This is a genomic window from Marinobacter mangrovi (assembly GCF_016798325.1).
GTDB lineage: Bacteria > Pseudomonadota > Gammaproteobacteria > Pseudomonadales > Oleiphilaceae > Marinobacter_A > Marinobacter_A mangrovi.
Window position 1 is genome coordinate 880,598 of sequence record NZ_JAERVO010000001.1, and the last position, 20,689, is coordinate 901,286.

General features: G+C 60.0%; 19 protein-coding genes. 12 read left to right on the forward strand and 7 right to left on the reverse strand.

Translation table 11 applies throughout. The annotated features are described in order from the left end of the window. Positions 1–293: 293 nt before the first annotated feature. A complete protein-coding gene (locus JL474_RS03900; RefSeq protein ID WP_203140989.1) occupies positions 294–2,183 on the reverse strand; it encodes a methyl-accepting chemotaxis protein in 1,890 nt (629 codons plus the stop codon). 205 nt (positions 2,184–2,388) lie between these two features. Between JL474_RS03900 and JL474_RS03905 the strand changes: the two genes are divergently transcribed. From JL474_RS03905 to JL474_RS03940, 8 genes are all read left to right on the forward strand, one after another. Further along, positions 2,389–3,918 carry a bifunctional GNAT family N-acetyltransferase/carbon-nitrogen hydrolase family protein gene (locus JL474_RS03905; RefSeq protein ID WP_203140990.1) on the forward strand — a complete coding sequence of 510 codons (1,530 nt, stop codon included), beginning with the start codon at positions 2,389–2,391 and terminating at the stop codon, positions 3,916–3,918. Between the two features lie 315 nt (positions 3,919–4,233). Next, positions 4,234–4,641, forward strand: a complete 408-nt coding sequence (locus JL474_RS03910; protein ID WP_328797770.1) for a hypothetical protein — start codon at positions 4,234–4,236, stop codon at positions 4,639–4,641. A 180-nt stretch (positions 4,642–4,821) separates the two neighbouring features. Next, positions 4,822–5,571 (forward strand): helix-hairpin-helix domain-containing protein, encoded by a 750-nt coding sequence (locus JL474_RS03915; RefSeq protein WP_203140991.1) that lies wholly within the window; start codon positions 4,822–4,824, stop codon positions 5,569–5,571. A 139-nt stretch (positions 5,572–5,710) separates the two neighbouring features. Next, positions 5,711–7,981, forward strand: a complete 2,271-nt coding sequence (gene selD, locus JL474_RS03920; protein ID WP_328797771.1) for a selenide, water dikinase SelD — start codon at positions 5,711–5,713, stop codon at positions 7,979–7,981. Positions 7,982–8,101: 120 nt separating this feature from the next. After that, the gene (locus JL474_RS03925) at positions 8,102–8,959 is read left to right on the forward strand and encodes a putative selenate ABC transporter substrate-binding protein (protein ID WP_203140992.1); all 858 of its coding nucleotides are present in this window, start codon (positions 8,102–8,104) and stop codon (positions 8,957–8,959) included. Continuing rightward, positions 8,959–9,609, forward strand: a complete 651-nt coding sequence (locus JL474_RS03930; protein WP_123634512.1) for a phosphonate ABC transporter ATP-binding protein — start codon at positions 8,959–8,961, stop codon at positions 9,607–9,609. Before JL474_RS03925 ends, JL474_RS03930 begins: the two co-directional genes overlap by 1 nt. A gap of 15 nt (positions 9,610–9,624) precedes the next feature. Further along, entirely contained in the window at positions 9,625–11,103 is a 1,479-nt protein-coding gene (locus JL474_RS03935; protein WP_203140993.1) for a PhnE/PtxC family ABC transporter permease, read from the forward strand. A 122-nt stretch (positions 11,104–11,225) separates the two neighbouring features. Continuing rightward, positions 11,226–11,837 (forward strand): hypothetical protein, encoded by a 612-nt coding sequence (locus JL474_RS03940; RefSeq protein WP_203140994.1) that lies wholly within the window; start codon positions 11,226–11,228, stop codon positions 11,835–11,837. A 14-nt stretch (positions 11,838–11,851) separates the two neighbouring features. Here JL474_RS03940 and JL474_RS03945 read toward each other — a convergent pair whose 3' ends face one another. The 5 genes from JL474_RS03945 to JL474_RS03965 all read right to left on the reverse strand — a co-directional run bounded on the left by JL474_RS03945 (position 11,852) and on the right by JL474_RS03965 (position 14,835). Then, a complete protein-coding gene (locus JL474_RS03945; protein WP_203140995.1) occupies positions 11,852–12,166 on the reverse strand; it encodes a hypothetical protein in 315 nt (104 codons plus the stop codon). Between the two features lie 473 nt (positions 12,167–12,639). Beyond that, positions 12,640–13,110, reverse strand: a complete 471-nt coding sequence (locus tag JL474_RS03950; protein WP_203140996.1) for a hypothetical protein — start codon at positions 13,108–13,110, stop codon at positions 12,640–12,642. Positions 13,111–13,186: 76 nt separating this feature from the next. Continuing rightward, positions 13,187–13,564, reverse strand: a complete 378-nt coding sequence (locus tag JL474_RS03955; RefSeq protein WP_203140997.1) for a PilZ domain-containing protein — start codon at positions 13,562–13,564, stop codon at positions 13,187–13,189. A 173-nt stretch (positions 13,565–13,737) separates the two neighbouring features. Further along, complete coding sequence (locus JL474_RS03960) at positions 13,738–14,430, reverse strand: RES family NAD+ phosphorylase (protein ID WP_203140998.1); 693 nt, start codon at positions 14,428–14,430, stop codon at positions 13,738–13,740. Then, positions 14,431–14,835: an MbcA/ParS/Xre antitoxin family protein gene (locus tag JL474_RS03965; protein ID WP_203140999.1), complete on the reverse strand. Its 405-nt coding sequence runs from the start codon at positions 14,833–14,835 to the stop codon at positions 14,431–14,433. Between the two features lie 304 nt (positions 14,836–15,139). Between JL474_RS03965 and JL474_RS03970 the strand changes: the two genes are divergently transcribed. The 3 genes from JL474_RS03970 to JL474_RS03980 are packed head-to-tail and all read left to right on the forward strand — an operon-like array spanning position 15,140 to position 17,342. Then, positions 15,140–16,066 (forward strand): ABC transporter ATP-binding protein, encoded by a 927-nt coding sequence (locus JL474_RS03970; RefSeq protein ID WP_203141000.1) that lies wholly within the window; start codon positions 15,140–15,142, stop codon positions 16,064–16,066. Beyond that, positions 16,063–16,824, forward strand: a complete 762-nt coding sequence (locus JL474_RS03975) for an ABC transporter permease (RefSeq protein ID WP_123634503.1) — start codon at positions 16,063–16,065, stop codon at positions 16,822–16,824. The genes JL474_RS03970 and JL474_RS03975 overlap by 4 nt, the downstream gene beginning before the upstream one ends. Beyond that, positions 16,824–17,342, forward strand: a complete 519-nt coding sequence (locus JL474_RS03980) for a DUF192 domain-containing protein (protein WP_203141001.1) — start codon at positions 16,824–16,826, stop codon at positions 17,340–17,342. The genes JL474_RS03975 and JL474_RS03980 overlap by 1 nt, the downstream gene beginning before the upstream one ends. A 90-nt stretch (positions 17,343–17,432) precedes the next feature. On the opposite strand, the gene JL474_RS03985 is transcribed toward JL474_RS03980, so the two are convergent. Further along, complete coding sequence (locus JL474_RS03985) at positions 17,433–18,446, reverse strand: substrate-binding domain-containing protein (RefSeq protein WP_203141002.1); 1,014 nt, start codon at positions 18,444–18,446, stop codon at positions 17,433–17,435. A gap of 362 nt (positions 18,447–18,808) precedes the next feature. Here JL474_RS03985 and JL474_RS03990 point away from each other — a divergent pair, with 362 nt between their 5' ends. Continuing rightward, positions 18,809–20,680 (forward strand): hypothetical protein, encoded by a 1,872-nt coding sequence (locus JL474_RS03990; protein ID WP_203141003.1) that lies wholly within the window; start codon positions 18,809–18,811, stop codon positions 20,678–20,680. Positions 20,681–20,689 lie beyond the last annotated feature (9 nt).

Below are 20,689 nucleotides of genomic sequence, written 5' to 3' on the forward strand. Positions count from 1 at the left end.
GGAAGGGGTCCCCGATCTGAGCGTTGGAATATTAATTATTGCCCGTCCCTGGTTTGTAGCAGCGACTGCAAACAAGGTATCCCGTGGATCAAGGCCAGGATTCCCCATCGAGTCCAGCGCCGGCGGCGCCTTTACCTCCAATGGCGACCGCTCTTATCTAGAGATCGGCCGGCGATGTCTTAACTTTAGTTAAGTCTTCAGGGAAGCGTTAAGTATTTGGGAGTGGGCCAGGCAGAACGCACGGCCGGAGGGGAAGGATGCCGGCACCTCGTTGGGTACCGGCATGGGCCACGTCAGACGTTGAACCGTTCGACGTTGTCGTGAAGTGTCCGGCCGATGTCGTCGATCTTGCTGCTGTAGACATCGTTGTCGCTCGCCGCGCTGGCTGCTTCCTGCCCCTGCTCGGCAATGCGGGTGATGGAACTGTTCAGTTCCTCGGTGACGGAGGTCTGCTCTTCGGACGCCGTCGCAATCTGCGTCGTCATGTTACTGATGGCGGTGATGGACTCGGCAATCCGGTTCAGCGCGTCCATCGCATCCTGCGCTTTCTCCATGCTCACGTTGGAAATGGCCCGGGAGTCCTGCATCACGCTCACGGCGTTGTCTGCCCCCTTCTGCAGCCGTTCGATCATGGCATTGATCTCTTCGGTGCTGTCGTGGGTCCGGCGAGCCAGGTTGCGCACTTCATCGGCAACGACGGCAAAACCACGCCCGGCCTCACCGGCCCGGGCGGCTTCAATAGCGGCGTTCAGCGCCAGCAGATTGGTCTGCTCCGCCACGTCCTGGATGACGTCCAGAACGGTGTTGATCTGGGCAACATCCTTACCCAGGGTCTCGATCACATCCGCGGCGCTGCCGATGCCCGACGACAGGCGTTCGACGGCATCGCGGGAGGCCTTGACCGTCGTCTGGGTCTCCTGGGCGTCCTTGTCGGCGGTGCTGGAAGCATCGGCTGTCTGCTGGGCGGACTGGGCAATTTCAGAGGCCGCTGCAGACATCTCATTGATCGCGGTGGCCACCATATCGATTTCCGATTGCTGACCTTCCACGCTGTCGCGGCTGGCCCGGGCGGTCTGACGCAGCGAGCCTACGGCGTCACGCAGCTCGATGGCACCCCGCTGGACATCCCGGACGACACCCTGAACGTTCGTTATGAAGGCGTTGAAGCTCTCAGCGGTTTGACCAAATTCGTCGCCACTGTCCACGGACAGGCGCTGGGTCAGGTCGGCGTCGCCGCTGGCGATGTCCTTCATCGCATCCCGCAGACTGCGGACGGGCTTCATCAAGGCGCGCACAACCAGGTGCAGCAGGATCAGCGTGATCAGGATGCCAATCACGGCCACGATCGATCCGGCCAGTCGCGCGTCCTTCACCGGTGCCATGATCAGGTCGTCATTGGCGAACGATCCCAGGTACCAATCCACGCCGCGGGCGCCCTCGATGGGATGGAAGCTGACCCGCCAGTCGGCGCCGTCCAGGGTGTATTCGTGGGAGGAACCATCCAGCGACGGCTGGCTGCCGAGCAGCGTCTTGATGTTCTTGCCGACCAGCTTGGCGTTCGGGTGGTACAGGATCGTGCCCTTGCGGTTGATCAGCGTGGTGTAACCGGTGTCGGCCAGGGTCACTGACGACAGCAGGTGGTCGATGGTCTTCAGCGTGATGTCCCCACCGACGACGCCCTCAAAGACACCGCTTTTGACCGGCGCCGCCGCGGAAATAATAATGCCGCCGTTGGTCACGTTCACAAACGGCTCGGTAAAGGTACCCTGGCCATTCTGACGGGCCAGCTTGTACCAGGGGCGCGTGCGCGGGTCGAAGTCGTCCGGCAGCGTGGCGTCGCGGGCTTCGGTCGGCATCAGCATGGAGCCGTCAGCGCCGCCGACATACACGTCGTTGAAACCGCCGCCCTGGGTGGCCGTCTGCAGCAACGTGCGGGCCTGGGCTTCGTTTTCCACGTTGCGCAGCCCGTCGGCGGTGGCTTCCACCATGTCGAGTCGGCCATTGAGCCATTCAGCGATACTCGCCGTACTCTGGTTGATTGAATCGTCGACCATCGCCTCCACATAGGTGTCCGTGGTCTTCACAAGGCGGCGATCGCCCATGACGGCGTAAACGCTGATCACGGCGATCAGCAGGACGGCAACGGCTGTCAGCAGCTTTTGGCCGAATGACATACTGCCCATGCGGACATTCTCCTGGTTAGCACAACAGATTGAAGGCCGGCAGGCCGGTGAGGAATCCCGGGCCTGTGGATCACACGATCAGTCCGGGATTGAATGGCCAGCAGGATACCGCAAGGCCTGATGGCGATCTGTTATGCTAAACCCTTATTGATCGCCCTTTTTTGTAACCCTTTGCAACACGCTTTTACTGCCGGGAGATGCCTCGATGGCTCACGAAGAACTGCACCTCAATCTCCGTAACCTGACCGATGACGACTATCCCCAGCTCAAGGCGCTGATGGATCTTGTCTACGACGATATTGGCGGCGCCTGGCCCGAAGACACGATCAAGGAACTGGTGGAACAGTTCGCCGACGGGCAGATCTGCATCGAAGACAACGGTGAACTGATTGCCGTCGCCCTGACCGTCTGCGTCAACTACGAGCGCTTCAGTAACCCGCACACGTACGATGACCTGATCCTCAAGAACGAGCGCATCTGGCACAACGACGACGGCGACGCGCTGTACGGGCTGGATGTGTTTATCCATCCCGACTATCGGGGTTACCGCCTGGGCCGGCGTCTCTATGAGGCGCGCAAGGAACTGTGCCGCTCCCGGAACTTTCGTGCGATCCTGGCGGGCGGTCGGATCCCCAACTACTACAAGTTCTCCGATCAGTTCACCCCGGCGGAATACATTGAGCGGGTCGATCGCAAGGAAATCTACGACCCGATCCTGACCTTCCAACTCTCCAACGATTTCCAGGTCACCCGGCTGATGCACAAGTATCTTCCGGAAGACCAGAAATCAATGGGTTACGCCACACTCCTCGAGTGGAACAACATCCTGTACACGCCACCGGCGCCAGTCCTCAAGACGCGCAAGACCCAGGTGCGCATGGGCGCGGTCCAGTGGCAGATGCGGGAATTCACCTCCGTGGATGAAGTGCTCAAGCAGGTGGAATACTTCGTCGATGCGCTGTCCGACTACAAAAGCGACTTCGCCCTCTTCCCGGAGTTTTTCAACGCGCCGCTGATGGGCCTGACCGACCAGCTCGACCAGACCCGCGCGATTCGGTTTCTGGCCGGGTTCACCCAGCAGTTCCGGGACCAGATGTCGGAGATGGCGGTCAGCTACAACATCAACATCATCACCGGCTCCATGCCGTTGCTGGACAACGACCGGCTGTATAACGTGTCCTACCTGTGTCACCGGGATGGCCGCGTGGACGAGCAGCGCAAGATCCACATCACGCCGCACGAACGCCGGGACTGGGTTATTGAAGGCGGCAACCAGTTTGAAGTGTTCGAGACCGATGCCGGCCGGGTCGCCATCCTGATCTGTTACGACATCGAATTCCCCGAGCTGGGCCGGATTGCTGCGGCCCAGGGTGTCGACATCATCTGTGTGCCCTTCTGGACCGACACCAAGAACGGCTACCTGCGGGTGCGGCATTGTGCCCAGGCCCGGGCCATCGAAAACGAGTGCTATGTGGTGATTACCGGCAGTGTGGGCAACCTGCCCAAGGTCGAAAACCTGGACGTCCAGTATGCCCAGTCATCGGTCTTCTCGCCGTCGGACTTCGCTTTCCCTCACGATGCGGTGATGGCGGAGACCACGCCCAACACCGAGATGATCATGTTCTCGGATATGGACCTGGAAAAACTGACGCTGGTGCGTGACGAAGGTTCGGTCACCAACCTGAAGGATCGTCGTACGGATATGTACTCCGTGTCCAAGACCTCGGACCAGTAAAACGCCGGGCCAGCTGCAGGCGACGTGGCACAAAATGTCACAAATGGTTACCATGCGTCTGCATCTGGCCCCTTACGACACCTTGTAAACTTGAACAAGACGTCAAAAAGTTTAATGTACAAGGCTGATCACGTTGCCATATTGCCCGTCGCTGACTACAGTTTGAGCAATATTGCAGGTGAAAGGCGTCAGTCGAGGGTACGATCGAACGCAGTCGATGCCCATTGAAGGTGCCGCCGGGGAACCCCGACGGTGCGAACCTGTCTTCAACCGGTAGTAGATTTTGCCGTAACAGCGGTTTTGCCCATGGATCGAATGGATCTCACAAGCACACAGCCCCTGCCCGACCTGACGGCGCGCTTTCGTTTCAAGAAAGGCCTGTTCAGGAAGGAACTGATCGAATCCCGTATTTTCGGACTGGACGAATACGGCTGCATCCTGAAAACAGACAAAGTCTTCGAGCCCGGCGACACCCTCCAGTTCGACCTCATCATGCAAATGCCGTTCGACAACATCGAAGCGGAAGGCCTTCAGGGGCTGGTCGTTGAGGTGAGAAAGCACTGTAGCAATTTCTTCTATTCCATTGATTTTGCAGCCTCGCAGACCCGCACCGACGCGGATCTGCGCGGCAAGTTGGGTCGCATTCAGGAAGTGCTCGAGCGCAAACAGTCGTTGCGCTCAAGGCGCAGTCAGAGTGGCACCGGCGCCACGCAACTGGCCTGATCGTACAGGGATTCTGGACAAACCCGTGGCAGGTTGATGGCGCCACAGGCAATCCGGACAGACAGGGAAAGGGCGTCATACTCCCCCAATCCTGCTTTAAGATTTCAGCGCAACCGCCTGACGGGAAACGCATCGAAACACCGCAGTCATCAATAAACCAGAGCAAACGGGGAATGAACCATGGCCAAGAAAGAGAAGGCAGGTGTCGATAAACTGGTGAAGAAGGTCAACAAGGAATTCGAGAAGACCTCCACCCAGATCGAAAAACTCATTAACGACGCATTCAAGCAGTTCGACGCCCTGCAAAGTCAGGTCCAGGAACCGATTCGCAAGCTGCTGGATGAAGTGGAAAAGCTCCGTGAGCGCGAAATGAAGCGTTTCAACGAAGAGCTGGATCGTCGCCTGAACGAATTCCACGAACTGCAGCATCACCTGCTCGAGCGCGTAGGTCTCGCTTCCAAGGAAGTGAAACAGACCACCGCGAAGGTCGCCGACAAGACGCAGGAAACCGCTGCGAAGGCGACGCCGCCTGCTGCGAAAACCGCGGCTAACAAGGCTGCCAAGACCGCCAAGACGACCACCAAGAAGGCCACGACCAAGCCAGCGGCCAAGAAGCCCGCCGCCAAAGCCTCGGCGAGCAGCAAGGCATCCGCATCCAAGGCGCCCGCCGCAAAAAAAGCGGCTGCACCGAAGAAAACCGCAGCCACCAAGACGGCCACGGCCAGTAAGCCGAAAACCGTGAACGAAAACGACCTGACCAAGGTCAAGGGCATCGGTCCGGCGACTGCCAAGAAAATGCAGGCCAAAGGCATCACCTCCATCAAGCAGATCGCCGATCCGTCCGCCGAGGAAAAGGAGAAAATGAAAGAGTTCTCCACCATGCGCGGTTACGACACCTGGTCTGCCGAGGCAAAGAAGCTGCTCTCCTGATTCGAACACCGGGGGACGGTCACTGCGCCGTCCCCCAACCTTTCCCCATTGCGTTGATCCGATCCGAGCGCCGTCCGGCGGTTCTCGTCAAACGTCTGTCTGCGTATCATACGCAACCGTTTATCTTGTCTGAGGTTGAATGATGCGCTCTCCCGAGCAGCCCGTCCTGCGCGATATCGTCCTGATCGGCGGTGGCCACAGCCATGTCGGCGTGTTGCGACGGTTTGCCATGAAGCCGGTGCCAGGCGTTCGACTCACCGTGATCTGCCGCGACACCCACACCCCCTACTCCGGCATGTTGCCGGGTTATGTGGCCGGCCATTACGACTATGACGACGTGCACATTGACCTGCGTCGCCTGGCCGAATTTGCCGGCGCTCGCTTTTTCCGGGAGGAGGCCCTGGGCATCGATCGATCGTCCCAACAGGTGCTCTGCCGCAATCGACCGCCAGTGCCCTATGACCTGCTGTCGATCAATATCGGCTCCGCACCGGGACTGCGCGACGTACCCGGAGCGGATCAATACGCCGTCCCCGTCAAACCCATCCACGATTTCAACAACCGCTGGCAGGCCTTGCTTGAGCGTTGCGAGCATCATCAGGGGCCGCTGTCGATTGCCGTCGTCGGTGCCGGTGCCGGCGGCGTCGAGCTGATCCTGGCCATGCAGTATCGCCTGCGCCAGGTGTTCAAGTCCCTGAACAAGGATCCGCGCCAGTTGCGCTTCCATTTGTTCGACGCCGACAGCACCTTGGTGCCCACGCACAACGCCCGGGTTCGGGCCCGGCTGGAAAGCGTGGTCCGGGACCGCGGCATCCGCCTTCACCTGGGCGATCCCGTGGTCAAGGTGAGTGCCAACCAGATTCATACCGCCGGCGGCAGCTCGCTGGCCGTCAATGAAACCCTCTGGGTCACCCGGGCCGGCGCGCCGGACTGGTTGAAAACGACGGGACTGGCGCTCGACGAAGACGGCTTTATCCGCACCCGGAACACACTGCAAACGGAAACCGACGATCGCATCTTCGCGGCTGGCGATATCGCGCACGTCTCCGAACATCCCCGGGAAAAAGCCGGCGTGTTTGCCGTGCGCCAGGGGCCGCCTTTGGCGGATAACCTGAGACGAGTCGCACTGGGGCAAACACCCAGGCCGTTCCATCCTCAGCGCCACTGGTTGGCACTGATCAGCACCGGCGACCGCTACGCCATCGCGTCCCGGGGCGCCCTGGGATTCGGCGGGCGTTGGGTCTGGCGCTGGAAGGACTGGATCGACCGGCGCTTCATGGCCCGTTTTAATGATTTGCCCGCGATGGCGGAATCGGCGCAACAGCCCGACACCTCGGCCGCGCTGAACGACGAGGATGCCGCCCAGGCGATTTCAGCACTGGCCATGCGGTGCGGCGGTTGCGGTGCCAAGGTGGGCAGCACCGTCCTGTCCCGAGCCCTGGCCCGGATCCAGCCCGTCGAACGCGATGACATCCTGGTGGGGCTGCATTCACCCGATGACGCCGCCGTACTCACCGTCCCCGGCGGCAAGGCGGTCGTCCAGACCATCGACTTCTTTCGCGCGTTCATTGACGACCCCTATGTGTTCGGTCGTATTGCCGCCAACCACAGCCTCGGGGATGTTTTCGCCATGGGCGCCGAGGCCCAGAGCGCCACGGCCATCGCCACGGTGCCGGCGGGGATCGAGTCCAAGGTGGAAGATCTGGTGTTCCAGATGATGAAAGGCGCCGTGGATGTCCTCAACAGCGCCGGCTGCGCCCTGGTTGGCGGGCACACCGGTGAAGGGCTGGAGCTGGGATTGGGCTTTGCCGTCAACGGTCTGGTCGACCCGGATGCCATCCTGCGCAAGGATGGCCTGCGACCGGGCAACGTCCTCATCCTGACCAAGCCGCTGGGCACCGGCACCCTGTTTGCCGCCTACCCGCGGCTCAAGGCCCGCGGACGCTGGATCGACGGTGCCCTGGCGCAGATGCAGGTGTCCAACCAGAGAGCCGCCCAGTGTCTGAAAGAATTTGGAGCCACGGCCTGCACCGACGTCACCGGCTTTGGATTACTGGGGCATCTGGTGGAAATGACCCGGCCGTCTGGTGTCGATGCGGAGCTGGCCCTGCCCAGTCTGCCCCTGCTGGAAGGCGCCGAAGAGACCTTGAAAGACGGCATCCTGAGTTCGCTGCAACCCGCCAACGTGCGATTGCGGCGGGCAATTCGCAACCAGGCCGAGAAAGCGGATGATCCCCGCTACCCGATCCTGTTCGACCCGCAAACCGCTGGCGGGCTGCTCGCCGGCGTGCCAGCGGACCAGGCCGAGGAATGTCTGGCCGCCCTGAAAGAGCGGGGTTACGGGCAGGCAGCGACCATCGGAAAAATTCTCGAGGCGGGCGATGAGCTGGCGCCCATTCGCCTCGTGTAACCGCGCAGGATGCGTCAGGCGGAGTGCTTCAATCCCCTGCAGTAAGGCGGTATTCTTGCGCACCCAGAACCCAACGCCGGCGGGAAACCCCGCGAAACAGGCATCGACGGAGAAAACAACATGCTAAAACAGATTCGACGGGCGTTACTGCTGTCCCTGGCACTGGTGGCCCCGGTCATGGCGGACACCTTTGTCTTTACTGCGATTCCCGATAACGATGAAACCCGACTGCGTGAGCGTTTCCAGAGCGTCGCCGACTACCTGTCCGAACAGCTGGATGTGGACGTACGTTACGTACCGGTGAAGAGCTACGCCGCGGCCGTATCCGCCTTCCGCAACAACCAGGTGCAACTGGCTTGGTTTGGTGGCCTGTCCGGCGTCCAGGCCCGGCAGCTGGTTCCTGGCTCCGAGGCGATTGCCCAGGGCAAGGAAGACACCCAGTTCATCACCTATTTCATCGCCCACAAGAGCACCGGCCTGGAGCATTCCGACACGCTGCCCAAGGCGATCAAGGGCATGACCTTCACCTTCGGTTCCAAAGGGTCCACCTCCGGTCGCCTGATGCCGGAATACTACATTCGCCAGACCTTCGGCGAAGCTCCGGAAGACGTCTTCAGTCGCGTCGGTTTCAGTGGTAACCATTCCCGCACCATTCGTCTGGTGGAATCCGGCACCTATCAGGTGGGCGCCGTAAATTACGCCGTCTGGAACAGCGAACTGGACGCCGGCAAGATCGACACCGACGCGGTCAAAGTCATCTGGGAGACCCCGTCTTACCAGGACTACCAGTGGACCATCCGCGGCGACGTCAACGAGCGCTTCGGCGATGGCTTCAAGGATAAGGTCAAGCAGGCGCTGGTCAACATGGACGATCCCGAGCTGCTCAAGAAATTCCCGCGTTCCGCCTTTATCCCGGCGAACAACTCGGATTACGACTCCATCCGCGAAACCGCGAAACAGATCGGAATCATCGACTGATGGATGCCGTCCACCTGCGCAACCTGACGGCCGCCTACGGTGGCCAGCAGGTCCTGGGTCCCATCTCGCTGGACATCCGTCCGGGCGAGCACATTGCGCTGGTCGGCGGCAGCGGTGCGGGTAAATCAACGCTGCTCAACCTGCTGTACGAACAGGTGCGGGACCGGGCAGCGCTGGTGCCCCAGGAGCAGGGGCTGGTCCAGTCCCTTCCCGTATTCCATAACGTCTATATGGGGCAGCTGGCCGCGCACTCGCGCTGGTACAACCTGCTCAACCTGGTGTGGCCACGGCGGCGGGAGCTCCAGGCCATCGAACCCCTGTTGGAAAAACTTGGCATCCGGGAAAAACTGCGTACGCCGGTGGAGGCTCTGTCCGGCGGCCAGAAACAGCGCACGGCGATTGCCCGGGCCCTGTTCCAGAACGCCGAGATCCTGTTGGCGGACGAGCCGGTGTCCGCGCTGGACGGCCCGCTCGCTCACGTCGTCATGGGCCTGATGACCGAATCCTATGCCACCTCCGTCGTGGCGCTGCACGATATCGACCTGGCCCTGCGCTACTGCGATCGCATCATCGGCATCCAGAACGGCCAGATTGCACTGGACGACATGACCCGACGCCTCACTCCCAGCGATATCCTGCCGCTATACTAGGAGACGCCCAGCCTCGTGTTTCTATCGTCCACATCCGTCAGGATTACCGCCGCATTCGTGGCGATTGCGATCCTGTGCCTGTTTGCGGCGGATCTGGCGATCACCACCATTAATCCCTGGCAGGACCTGGCCGCCCTCTTTCTCGGCATGGTCACGCCGGATTTCTTCTCCCTGGAACACATCGGCACCGCGCTCCTGAGAACGCTGGCGTTCGCCTTTACCGGCGTGGCACTGGGCAGCATCAGCGGCTTCCTGCTCGCCCTGGTGTTCCGGTTCCGGGCGGTACGCATGTTCTGCGCGTTTATCCGCGCCATCCACGAGCTGTTCTGGGCGCTGATCTTCCTGCAGTTCTTCGGCTTCCATCCGCTGACGGGCGTGCTGGCGATCGCCATTCCCTACGCCGGCATCTTTGCCAAGGTCTATTCCGAGATCCTGGACGAAACCGATCCCACGCCGGAGCGGGTGTTGTCCCGCAAAGTCGACGTGCTGTCGTCGTTTCTCTACGCGCGGATTCCGGACGCTCTGCCGCACCTGATCACCTACACCTCCTATAGACTGGAATGCGGCCTGCGCTCCAGTGCGGTGTTAGGGTTCGTGGGGCTGCCGACGCTGGGCTATTACCTGGAATCGTCCTTTTCCCAGGGCTACTACTCCGAAGTGGGCGCCCTGCTCCTGCTGTTCTACGTCTTGATTGCCACCCTGCGGCTCTGGGCCCGACCCCGGCTGATTCCACTCTACGTGATCGCCGCTCCGTTCTTTCTGGGGGATGGGCTGCCCATCGTCTGGGGTAATGTGGTGCGGTTCTTTACTCAGGACATCGTCCCGTCACCGCTACGGGATGGCGAAGGGCTACCCGGATTGTGGCACTGGCTGTCGGATCTTGCTGTCAACCAGGCGATGCCCGGCATCTGGAACACCCTGGTGCTAACGCAGATCGCCCTGGTGCTGACCGGCCTGGTGACGCTGATGGCCTTTCCGCTGATTTCCCGCCATTTTGGTGGACCGACCCGGCGGGGGCTGGGCCATGTCGTACTGGTCATAGCGCGGTCGACGCCGGAATACGTGATCGCGTACATCCTGCTCCAACTCTGGGGGCCGTCCATGCTGCCGGCGATTGTCGCACTGGCGCTGCATAACGGCGGCATCATCGGCCACCTGATCGGTCGTCGCAGCAATGAGATCACGTTGCGCCCGGATGCCCCCAAGGGCATAGAACGCTATGGCTACGAACTGCTGCCTCGGCTTTACAGCCCGTTCCTGGCCTTCCTGTTCTACCGCTGGGAAATCATCATGCGGGAAACCGCCATCCTGGGTATTCTGGGGATCTACACGCTCGGCTTCTTTGTCGACAGCGCCATCCAGAACATCCAGTTCGACAAGGCCATGGTGCTGATCCTGGTTACCGCATTCCTCAATATCGGCGTCGACGCCATCTCCCGCCGCGTTCGTGCCCGGCTCAGACTCAAAGTATCGATGACCTGTGAAGGCCACTGACCGTCACGGACTCGCCTTTTACAAAAGATTTTGCACTCCTTCACGTCTTTGACCTGATATTTGGCAGTAACATTTAGTTACAATTCAGGCTCAACACGACCGACCAGCACGACAGGGATCGTATGACGGGATTAATCGTATCGGGTGTGGAAATCAGTCTGGCTGTCCTGCTGGCGCTGATGGCCTATCGCATGTACACACTGGCGCGTCTGCGGCCTTTTCGCTCGACGTCGGCGTTCACGCCAGCATCCGTTGAGCCGGCTTCCGCCGCAGCCTCCTTTCCAGCCGCCGAGGCCACCCGGGATGCCTACCAGCGCGTGGCCGCCGGGCAGATCCGGAAGCGCGTGCGCGCGACGGACCTGGTAACGCAACTGCACATCTTCTCGTCGATCCAGCTCACGGACGTGCGCCATCACGGGCTCACCCTGCGCGACGCCGCGCCGACGCTGAAATCGCTGGCCGTCGCCTATTTCTACGGCGCGGCCTGCGGCCTGGCGTTTGGTCACGTGAAGGAACGGGAAAAGATATTGGAAGCGGCGATCAAGGTGATCCAGCACGCACTGGACATCGGGGATATCGTGATCGAGCAGATGCTGTCGGATCTGACCACCAGCAGCAGTCTGCTGCATTGCTATCGAAACGGGCTCGAAGGCGCAGAGCACTGGCAGCAGCACCGGTTCGTGCCTGAAACCCAGTCACTCTACGCCTCACTAACGGCGAACGCCCTCCTCTGAACCCGTTCGGCCAATCAGGGGCCGGCCCGGCCAACCGGGCCTTTGGCCGCAACCCAGTCCGTGCCCAGACTCAGCGGCGCAACATCCGGATCGGCTCCTTCCGGAATCCCCCACACCACCGGCCGGCTCAGACTGCCGTCTTCCTCCCGGGTCATGCTGTCCAGGTCCACCGATTGAACCAGGTAATGGGTCTCACCGACGATCACCTGACTGCGGTGCGTCAGGCCGAAAATAAAGCGGCAATAGTCCAGTTTGAGCTGCATCAGGTCCTGCTCGGCCTTGTTGATCTTGCGCAGGAGAACCTTTTGTACACTGTCGGCGTAGTCCATAGCATCATCCGTGAAGCGAGAAAGTAAGAGCGGTATCGCTTTCACATTATTTTAACATGTCCGAACCTCGACAGCGCCTGCCGTGTAGGCCTGGAGGTGATGGAATTCACGTTCCAGGAGTGGGAATAGGATGGAGGAGCTAGGGAATGTGCCGGGGGCACGAATGGGGCACCTTCGGCGCCTCAGAAGCTAAAGCATCTGCTACATGCTCGAGCTGTATTCAAAATGTAGCCGACGCTTTAGCTTCGGAGCAGCCCGCAGGGCTGCCCTATGTTCCAGGGGCCTGACCGGCCCTCAAACCAGCAGCGTAGGTTGGGCTGACGAAGGAAGCCCAACATCCGTTATCCAATACATTCAAAATTTTGGCAGGAGCTCCCAAGAGCAAAAGGCCGGATAGAGATCGGGGCCTTCCGTAAATTGTTGGGCTTCCTTCGTCAGCCCAACCTACGTAGGGATTGCAATAAAAATGGTGTCTATTTGGCGGATACCACGTTATGGAACACCACAACCTCAGGCATCGCGACATCCGAACCACCCTGCCGCAAAGCCACCTGCCAGGTCATCTCGGGATCCACACTACAAACCGGCGCCTGACCTTGCCCCCGAAACTGGCCAGGTTCACCGGTCGGCGTCAGCACCACCGGGAAGGTCCCCATCTCCATGGAATAACCGCTCAGCACGGCCATCAACCGCTCAGATGAGGCGACGCTTTCAGGCGCAGACAGCGACAGCGTAAGGGTTGGAGGCGTGGTCTTCCCGGATAGGCTCAGGCTTATCTGCCAGTCGCCTGCCACGTTTCGCCACTGGCAGGCGCCATCATCCAGGTTGCAGGTTTCGGCCGACATCTTGGCCGCCTCATCGGTGGACCGCAGGTAACGCGGCCCAAGCACCAGCAGGGCAACCAGCCCGACGATCAATACGACAACAGACAATCCGCGCAGCAAACCCGTTCCTCCCGATCAAGCGAGCTAGCATTCTCCGGGAAAACAACGAGCAATGCCATGCTACGCCTGCGGCGGATCACGTCATGCGCTGGGTAACGGCCTTGAAGCGGGTCAGGACGCTTTCGATCCGGCTCAGGGATTCGGCCACACCGCCTTTCTGGCTGTCGACAAACTCCAGGCCAAAGATTGTCCCGCTGTCGCCGACCCGGGAATTGCGGACCACGGCCTGGGCTTGTTCCACGGTGATATCGCCCACTTCGGTGTTCAGGCGCAGGCTGAACTGGATTTTCTCGCCTTCGCGAAACTCATGGTTGCCGACAATCGCCATGCCCAGCTTGTTGAAGTCGCTGACGCTGACATCAATCCAGCGATTGGAAAACAGATTTCGCCGCACTTTCACGCGCGCATCCATCTGGATAAAAGGTAAGCGTTCCCGCCGCCGTCGTTCCTGCATCAGTCTCTCCGCTTGTCGATAGGCCGTGGTGGTCTGGCAAAAGCCAATTGAAGTTATTGTTTTCCATGACTTTATCAAATAAACACGGCAGAACCCGGTGCTGGATCACAGTTTATAAGGTGGGTTAGACGAGTTTTTGGCGTGGGTTCTGACAAAATGCCAACGGCATCTCGTCAAAGAGAGCGGTGCCGGGTGATGCGGAACGTATCGGTGATCGACTCACCGTTCCAGACATAGCGCAGGTGCGGCCCCTGCCAGGGCAGCCCCATGGTGCGGGGGCGAAAGGCCGCCAGACATTCGCCTCCGGCATGGCGCACGCTGGGATACAGCAGGCCGTGGCTGCCAGCCGCCCGGCGTTGGGCGGCGAACCCCTGGCAACGGGGATAGCTGTCGAGGTCAGGCTGCTGCAGGCTCGAATAGGCTTCCGGGCGAATATCGTCCAGCGGCAGCACCACGCGACTGATGTAGCAGCGCATGGTCAGCTCCATGGGCGGATCCTGGGTGGCCCGCAGAAAACGCTCGCGATGAAAGACCGTTTCCCGGATCGCGGTTTCCAGGGAACTGGCGGCGTAGTAAACGCCAAAATGGCCGTCGGTAAACCGGCTGGCGGCGCCGATATGGGTGAAGGCCGCCATCAGCGGCGTCGAGCCGGCCCCGAAGACGCGATCCTCCGCAGCAACGCGTTCAATGTCGCCCGTCAGATCCCGCAGCCGGTCGTTGGTCAGGCCTTCAATCTCGGCGGCAATGTCGTATTCGTCCTGGGACAGCACCGATTCGAAAATCTCGATCGGCGGGAAATGCGACGGCACGATCCGATGGGCTTCCCAGCCGGGAATGCAGGTCTCCGGTTCGGGCCATGCCGTCATCTACCAGCCCCGCTGCGCATCGAGATAGCGGCGGGTTTCCGCCAGGTGCATCATGCTGCCACGGGTCATGAACGCCAACGCGGAAACCCCGTTGAACGGCAGCGCGGCGTTGGGCGCCTTGATCCAGCGTGCGGCCAGCTCCCGCGTGGGGTAGAGAATCTGCAGGGCTTTGTAGATCCCCATGATGTAGCTGATCCGCTCCAACAGGTCCCGGTTCAGGCGTTGCGCCGGCAGACGGGCGTAATTGTTAAGCGTGGAGCGCGCAATCTCCCCCAGCAGTTTCTGGCGTTCCGCCTGGGTGCAACCCCACTCCGCGGTGATGTTAAAAAACGCCTTCAGGGCAACCTGCCCACGCCGTTCTTCGCCGTGGAGGTCGGTGGCGGTTGAAGTATCCGGTTGTGTCATCGCGCTTGCTCCCGTGGGCACCCGGCCCATTGCTGATTCCAGTCTATTCTTCTGTGCTCTTTCTGTCCATAATTGTACATCAGTGTCCTGAGCGACCATATCCGGACAAATGCAGTGTACGTAAATTCCACGACAACCCATGACATGAATCACCGAAAACAGCGGGATCCGGCGTGATTTATGGAGAATCGGGTCATGCCCGACGGCCCTGCTTTCGTATAAAATGCTCGTTTGCCCGAACGGGCACCCGATCGAATCGAACCGCGGGGAGCCTTTTTCCCGAATCGGCCAGACAGGAGCGCGCGTGCATCCCGACATCTCTGTCAAAAACCTCTATAAAACGTATGCCTCCGGGCATCAGGCCCTCAAGGACATCAATCTCGATATCCGCCGGGGTGAGATCTTCGCCCTGCTGGGCCCCAACGGCGCCGGCAAGACCACGCTGATCAGCATCATTTGTGGCATCGTCAATCACACCAGCGGTACCGTGCTGGCGGATGGTCATAACATCGCCTCGGACTACCGTGCCGCCCGCACCAAGATCGGCCTGGTACCCCAGGAGCTGAACACCGACGCCTTCGAAACCGTGTGGGACACCGTCAGTTTCAGCCGCGGTCTGTTCGGCAAGGCACCGAACCCGGCGCACATCGAGAAAGTGCTCAAATCCCTGTCGCTCTGGGACAAACGGGACTCCCGCATCATGGCCCTGTCCGGCGGCATGAAGCGGCGGGTAATGATCGCCAAGGCCCTGTCCCACGAACCGCAAATCCTGTTCCTGGACGAACCCACCGCCGGCGTCGACGTCGAGCTGCGCCGGGACATGTGGGAACTGGTCCGCCGCCTGCGGGAAAACGGCGTCACCATCATCCTCACCACGCACTACATTGAAGAAGCCGAGGAAATGGCCGATCGCATCGGCGTGATCAGCCAGGGCGAGCTGATCCTGGTGGAAGACAAGCACACGCTGATGCAGCAGCTGGGCAAGAAAGAGCTGCGTCTGCACCTGCAGGCACCGCTGGAGAGCGTCCCGGACTCCCTGTCCGACCTGCAGCTGGAGCTGTCCGACGATGGCACCGAGCTGGTCTACACCTTTGACACCAGCGAAGAGCGTACGGGCATCGCCACCCTGCTCCGTCGTCTGGCCGAACAGGGTGTCGACTTCAAGGACCTCCGAACCCGGGAAAGCTCCCTGGAAGAGATTTTCGTCAACCTGGTGAAGGCGAAGGTATGAATGTTTACGGAATCCGCGCAATCTACAAATTCGAAATGGCGCGCATGTGGCGAACGCTGATGCAGAGCGTGCTGTCGCCGGTCATCTCCACCTCGCTCTACTTCGTGGTGTTTGGCTCCGCCATCGGCTCCCGCATGGGCGATATTGATGGGGTCAGCTACGGCGCCTTCATCATCCCGGGCCTGATCATGCTCTCGCTGCTGATGCAGAGCATTTCCAACGCCTCGTTCGGCATCTATATGCCCAAGTTCTCAGGCACCATCTACGAGGTGCTGTCCGCGCCCGTGTCTTTCGTGGAAGTGGTGATTGGCTACGTGGGCGCCGCGGCGACCAAGTCGACCATTCTCGGCCTGATCATCCTGCTCACTGCGCGCCTGTTCGTGGATTACTCCATCGACCACCCGGTCTGGATGTTCCTGTTCCTGGTGCTGACGGCCATCACCTTCAGTCTGTTTGGCTTCATCATCGGGATCTGGGCGGACACCTTCGAGAAGCTGCAGATCGTCCCGCTGATGATCGTCACGCCGCTGGTCTTCCTGGGCGGCACCTTCTACTCCATCAGCATGCTGCCGCCGATCTGGCAGACCATCACCCTGTTCAACCCGGTGGTGTACCTGATCAGTGGCTTCCGCTGGGCGTTTTACGGCATCTCGGATGTGAACGTACTCCTCTGCGCCGGCATGACGTTCCTCTTCATGGTCATCTGCCTGGTGATCATCGCCATGATCTTCAAAACCGGCTACCGACTCAGAAGCTGATGCGTCGCCGAGCTCTCTTCACCGCCACGGCCATCGTGGCGGTCGTCACCGGCCTGCAGGCCTGTCGGACGCCGACCGAAGCCGCGACAAAACTCGATCAGGCGCAGCTCTGCATCGAATCCGGTAACGGCCAGAAAGCGGTGACGGCCGAACTGGCGGTCACCGATACCCAGCGCCGCAAGGGCCTGATGGGCCGCGAATCCCTGCCGCCGGACCACGGCATGCTGTTCGTCTATCAGGAATCGCGCCCGCCGGAAGCCACCTTCTGGATGTACCGCACCTTCATCCCGCTGGACATTGCCTATATCAGCGAGGCCGGCGAAATCCGCGCGATACGCAAGATGCTCCCCTGCGCCGCCGACGATCCCGATCGCTGCCCGCAATATCCGGCTGGTGTCACCTACACCACCGCCCTGGAAATGCCGCAAGGCTTCTTCCGCATCAACGGCATTCGCGTGGGCCATCAGGTCGACGTCCTGGACGCTCCAGGGGTCCATTGCCCGCAACCGGATGCCTGAACCACATCTAGCATCACGGCCGGCCTTGAGTGGATTGAAGAAGTGGAAGCCACGCTTGAGGATCTGGATAACGCGCCATAGCGCTCCGCGTTACTCAGGCTGAGTTGATTCGCCGCCGGTCACCGGCGCCGGTTCCGGCAAAACCTGGATCACCGGTGTCGGCCAGTATTCCTCGACCGCCCTGCCCTCATGCAGGCGTTTCAGCACGTCATAGCTGGTTCGCCCCATGGCTTCAAAGTCGATCGACACAAAACCCTGGATCAGCCCTTCGTCCATCAGCGAATAATCCTGCGGTCGAAGCCCGCCAGTGGCCAGGATAAACAGCTTCTCCCGGGAGCGGAGCCCATCACGAAACGGGAGCAACGCCTCACGCAACCGGTTGTAGTCCAGCAGCGGCCAGGCCCCGACCGACACAATCGCATCCGAATGCTCATAGGTGTAGGCGGTAAACACCTGCGTGACGGCCCGACTGTTGTCATCGGCGTTGTACCAGGGGCACCGCCCGGTCTCCGTCCAGCCATTCTCACCGGCCAGCAGCCCCGGCTCGTCCGGTTGGGGATCGCCGGTCAACGCCTGTCTGACGCCCATCAGGCGTTCATTCAGGTTGGTGTCGAACGGGCTGGCCGACATCAGGCACAAGGTGCCCTCATTCATAAACCGATTCACAATCCCGCCCAGCTGCTGACCGATCACCCGGTTGTCCGGCCCGACATAAGCGCTGCGCAGGACATGCAGATCCTCCGGCAAGTCGGAATCAAAGGTAATCAGGGGAATGTTTCGCTTGGTGACCTGCTTCAGACTCTGCCGCGCCAGATACGCGCCGTTGGTGACCGACAACGCAATGCCATCCACGTCCTGCTTGAGCAGCCGCCGAATGGCCAGATCCTGGCTTCGAAAATGCGCTGCCCCTTCAGGACCGACGTGAAGGCAGTGATTCCCATCCTCCGAAGCCGCCGCCTCACAGCCGCGAGCGGCTGCAATGAAGTTGGCGTCCTGAAGACTCTTGCTGACCAGCGCAAACGTCAGCCCCTGACCATAAGCGGCCGGAATCGCGAAAAGGAAAACGAAAAGAAGTGACTCAGTGACTCGCCTGCGGAAATCCATATCCAACCCCGCTGGTGCAGGAATGTGGCCACGTGCCTGTGGTCTACGGCTGCTGTGGGAAACAGTATAGCGGACGGCCCAAGGTTCGCAGGAAACAGGTGTGAAATGACAGGCGTTTTTTTGGTGCCCCGGGGCGGAGTCGAACCGCCAACATCTGATGGTCAAGAGACTTAAAATCTCCCGTGCCCATCATTTCAGGCGAACACATGAGGCAAAGGGTTAGGTGCTAAACTGACAACATGGCTGGATCAGAACCCAGCCTTGGGCGTTTTTGTCCCAACTTGCCATCCCGCCGGCAAAACCATAGTATTCCGCGCTCCTTAGAAGGATCTAAGGACACACTGGACAAGGAAGCAGTCATTATGTCCTACGAGCTCTACGTTACGGGCGGCTATGGCTTTACCGAAACCATACTGCCCAGGTTGTTGCATCCGTCTAATGCCGTGGATGTCGCCCGGGATTATTTCACCCGGGGCTATCAGGGCCACCATATCGATTTACCTCCGGATGCGGATTTTTCGCAAAGCGGCAACCTGACCGACACCCAGAAACGGAAGCTGCTGGACGACCTGCAGGACGGGCGTCTTGTGCTCGCCAACCGTTATGGGTCCGGCTTTGAGTTGTTCACGGAATCCGAGGCAAACCCCGACCTGCTGCGCAGCGACTTGCCACCAGCACTTCGGCATCGTCTCCAACAGCATTGGCCAACCGGAGCGCGTGGTGCATTCGCCCGCTCCGACTCCCTGGCACCGGCCGTCGAGCCCGCTAACCCGGCCCCAGAACCTCCCGTCGCGGAAACTCCTTCGCCGGGATCCGGCCCTTACCACGTCAAGCTGGCTTACCGCTGGCCCGACGGCACCGGCGTGGCAAATCTTCCGTTTACCCTCAGTACCGATCAGGAGACCGTCAAAGGCACTTTGGATGCCCATGGCGAGGCTCAGATCCAGGGACTGAATGGGCGCTTTGCCACCGTTCGCCTGAGTTCGGATGCCTCCGATGGTGATGTCAGCCAGCAACGCCGGGGCATCCAGGCAGCCCTGGAAGGACTGCTCAAGCAGGAAAGAAAAGAGGCCGAAGACCTCGCCCGGGAATACGAGCAACTGCCTTGGTATCGGCGCGGGCTGGTGAGCATTGGCGCCGTATCCCAAGGGTTTTCAGATGCAGGGATGGGGCTTATCCGATTTGTGGCCGGCGTGTCCGATCTGTCCTCCCCCACCCAAGCCATGCTGGATGGCCTGAAGTCCGCATGGGCGGCCAGTGAGGGAAGCTCGGATGAACACTGGTTCGAGTCCTATCAGGCGAACTATGAAGAGGCCCGTCACCGACGCTGGGTTGAGGATTTGGGGTTCGATCCCTCGGACATCTCCCGCGAAGATATCGCTGAAGCCTATGACCTCGCTAACCTGGTGATGGCGGATCCCGAACTCCGGCAAAGCGTCACCGATTTTGCGGCCGACTACGCCGCCATACAGCACCACACTGAAATCAGTTACTTTACCGGCGCCGTGGCTTTTGATGTGATCCTCACTGCCATATTGGCGGTAGCCACAGGCGGCGTCGGTGCGGCCGGCGCCGCCGGCACTCAAATTCGCCATGCGGGCCGGCTTACCCATTTGGGCAAAACCGTTAAAGCGTTTGGCGAGGCTGTCAAAAAGCAGCGTTTGAGGCGTATCTGGCGTGATGCTGACCTGAACAGTCAAACTGTCCTTGAGGATACGGCTCCGAGTCGGGTTGATGGGCTTGAACTGAAAGCAGCGAATATTGTTTCGGACAAGATTAGGTATGTCGACCTGCCTAATGATTTGGTTGCTGACTCAAAGGGAGTCTATGGCTACCTCCCTACCACTGAATCTCAATTCCATTCGAGTAAATGGCCTGTAGACTGGACAGATAAAGGACAAGTGTCCGCAGCAAGAAAGACCAGGCTTGAATACCATTCTGGGTTGGAGAAAAAGCAGGAATTGGTTAATAGCCTTCGCAAAGAAGGCCTCAGCGATGATGATATAGCCAGACAAATAGTTGAAATGAGAAATCAGGATAGGCTTTCACATTATAAGACTCCAGAAGCTTTGGAGGCCGTATATCGGCGCAATCTTACAAGGTATGGGAATAAACTTGGTCCAACGTATGAATCCCAGGTTGCCAAATATGGAACACCTTCTGAAGTGATAAATGCAGCATTAAGATCAAATGATACTATGGATGTCCTGACAGGCATATCTATACCAAAATAAGGGTAATTT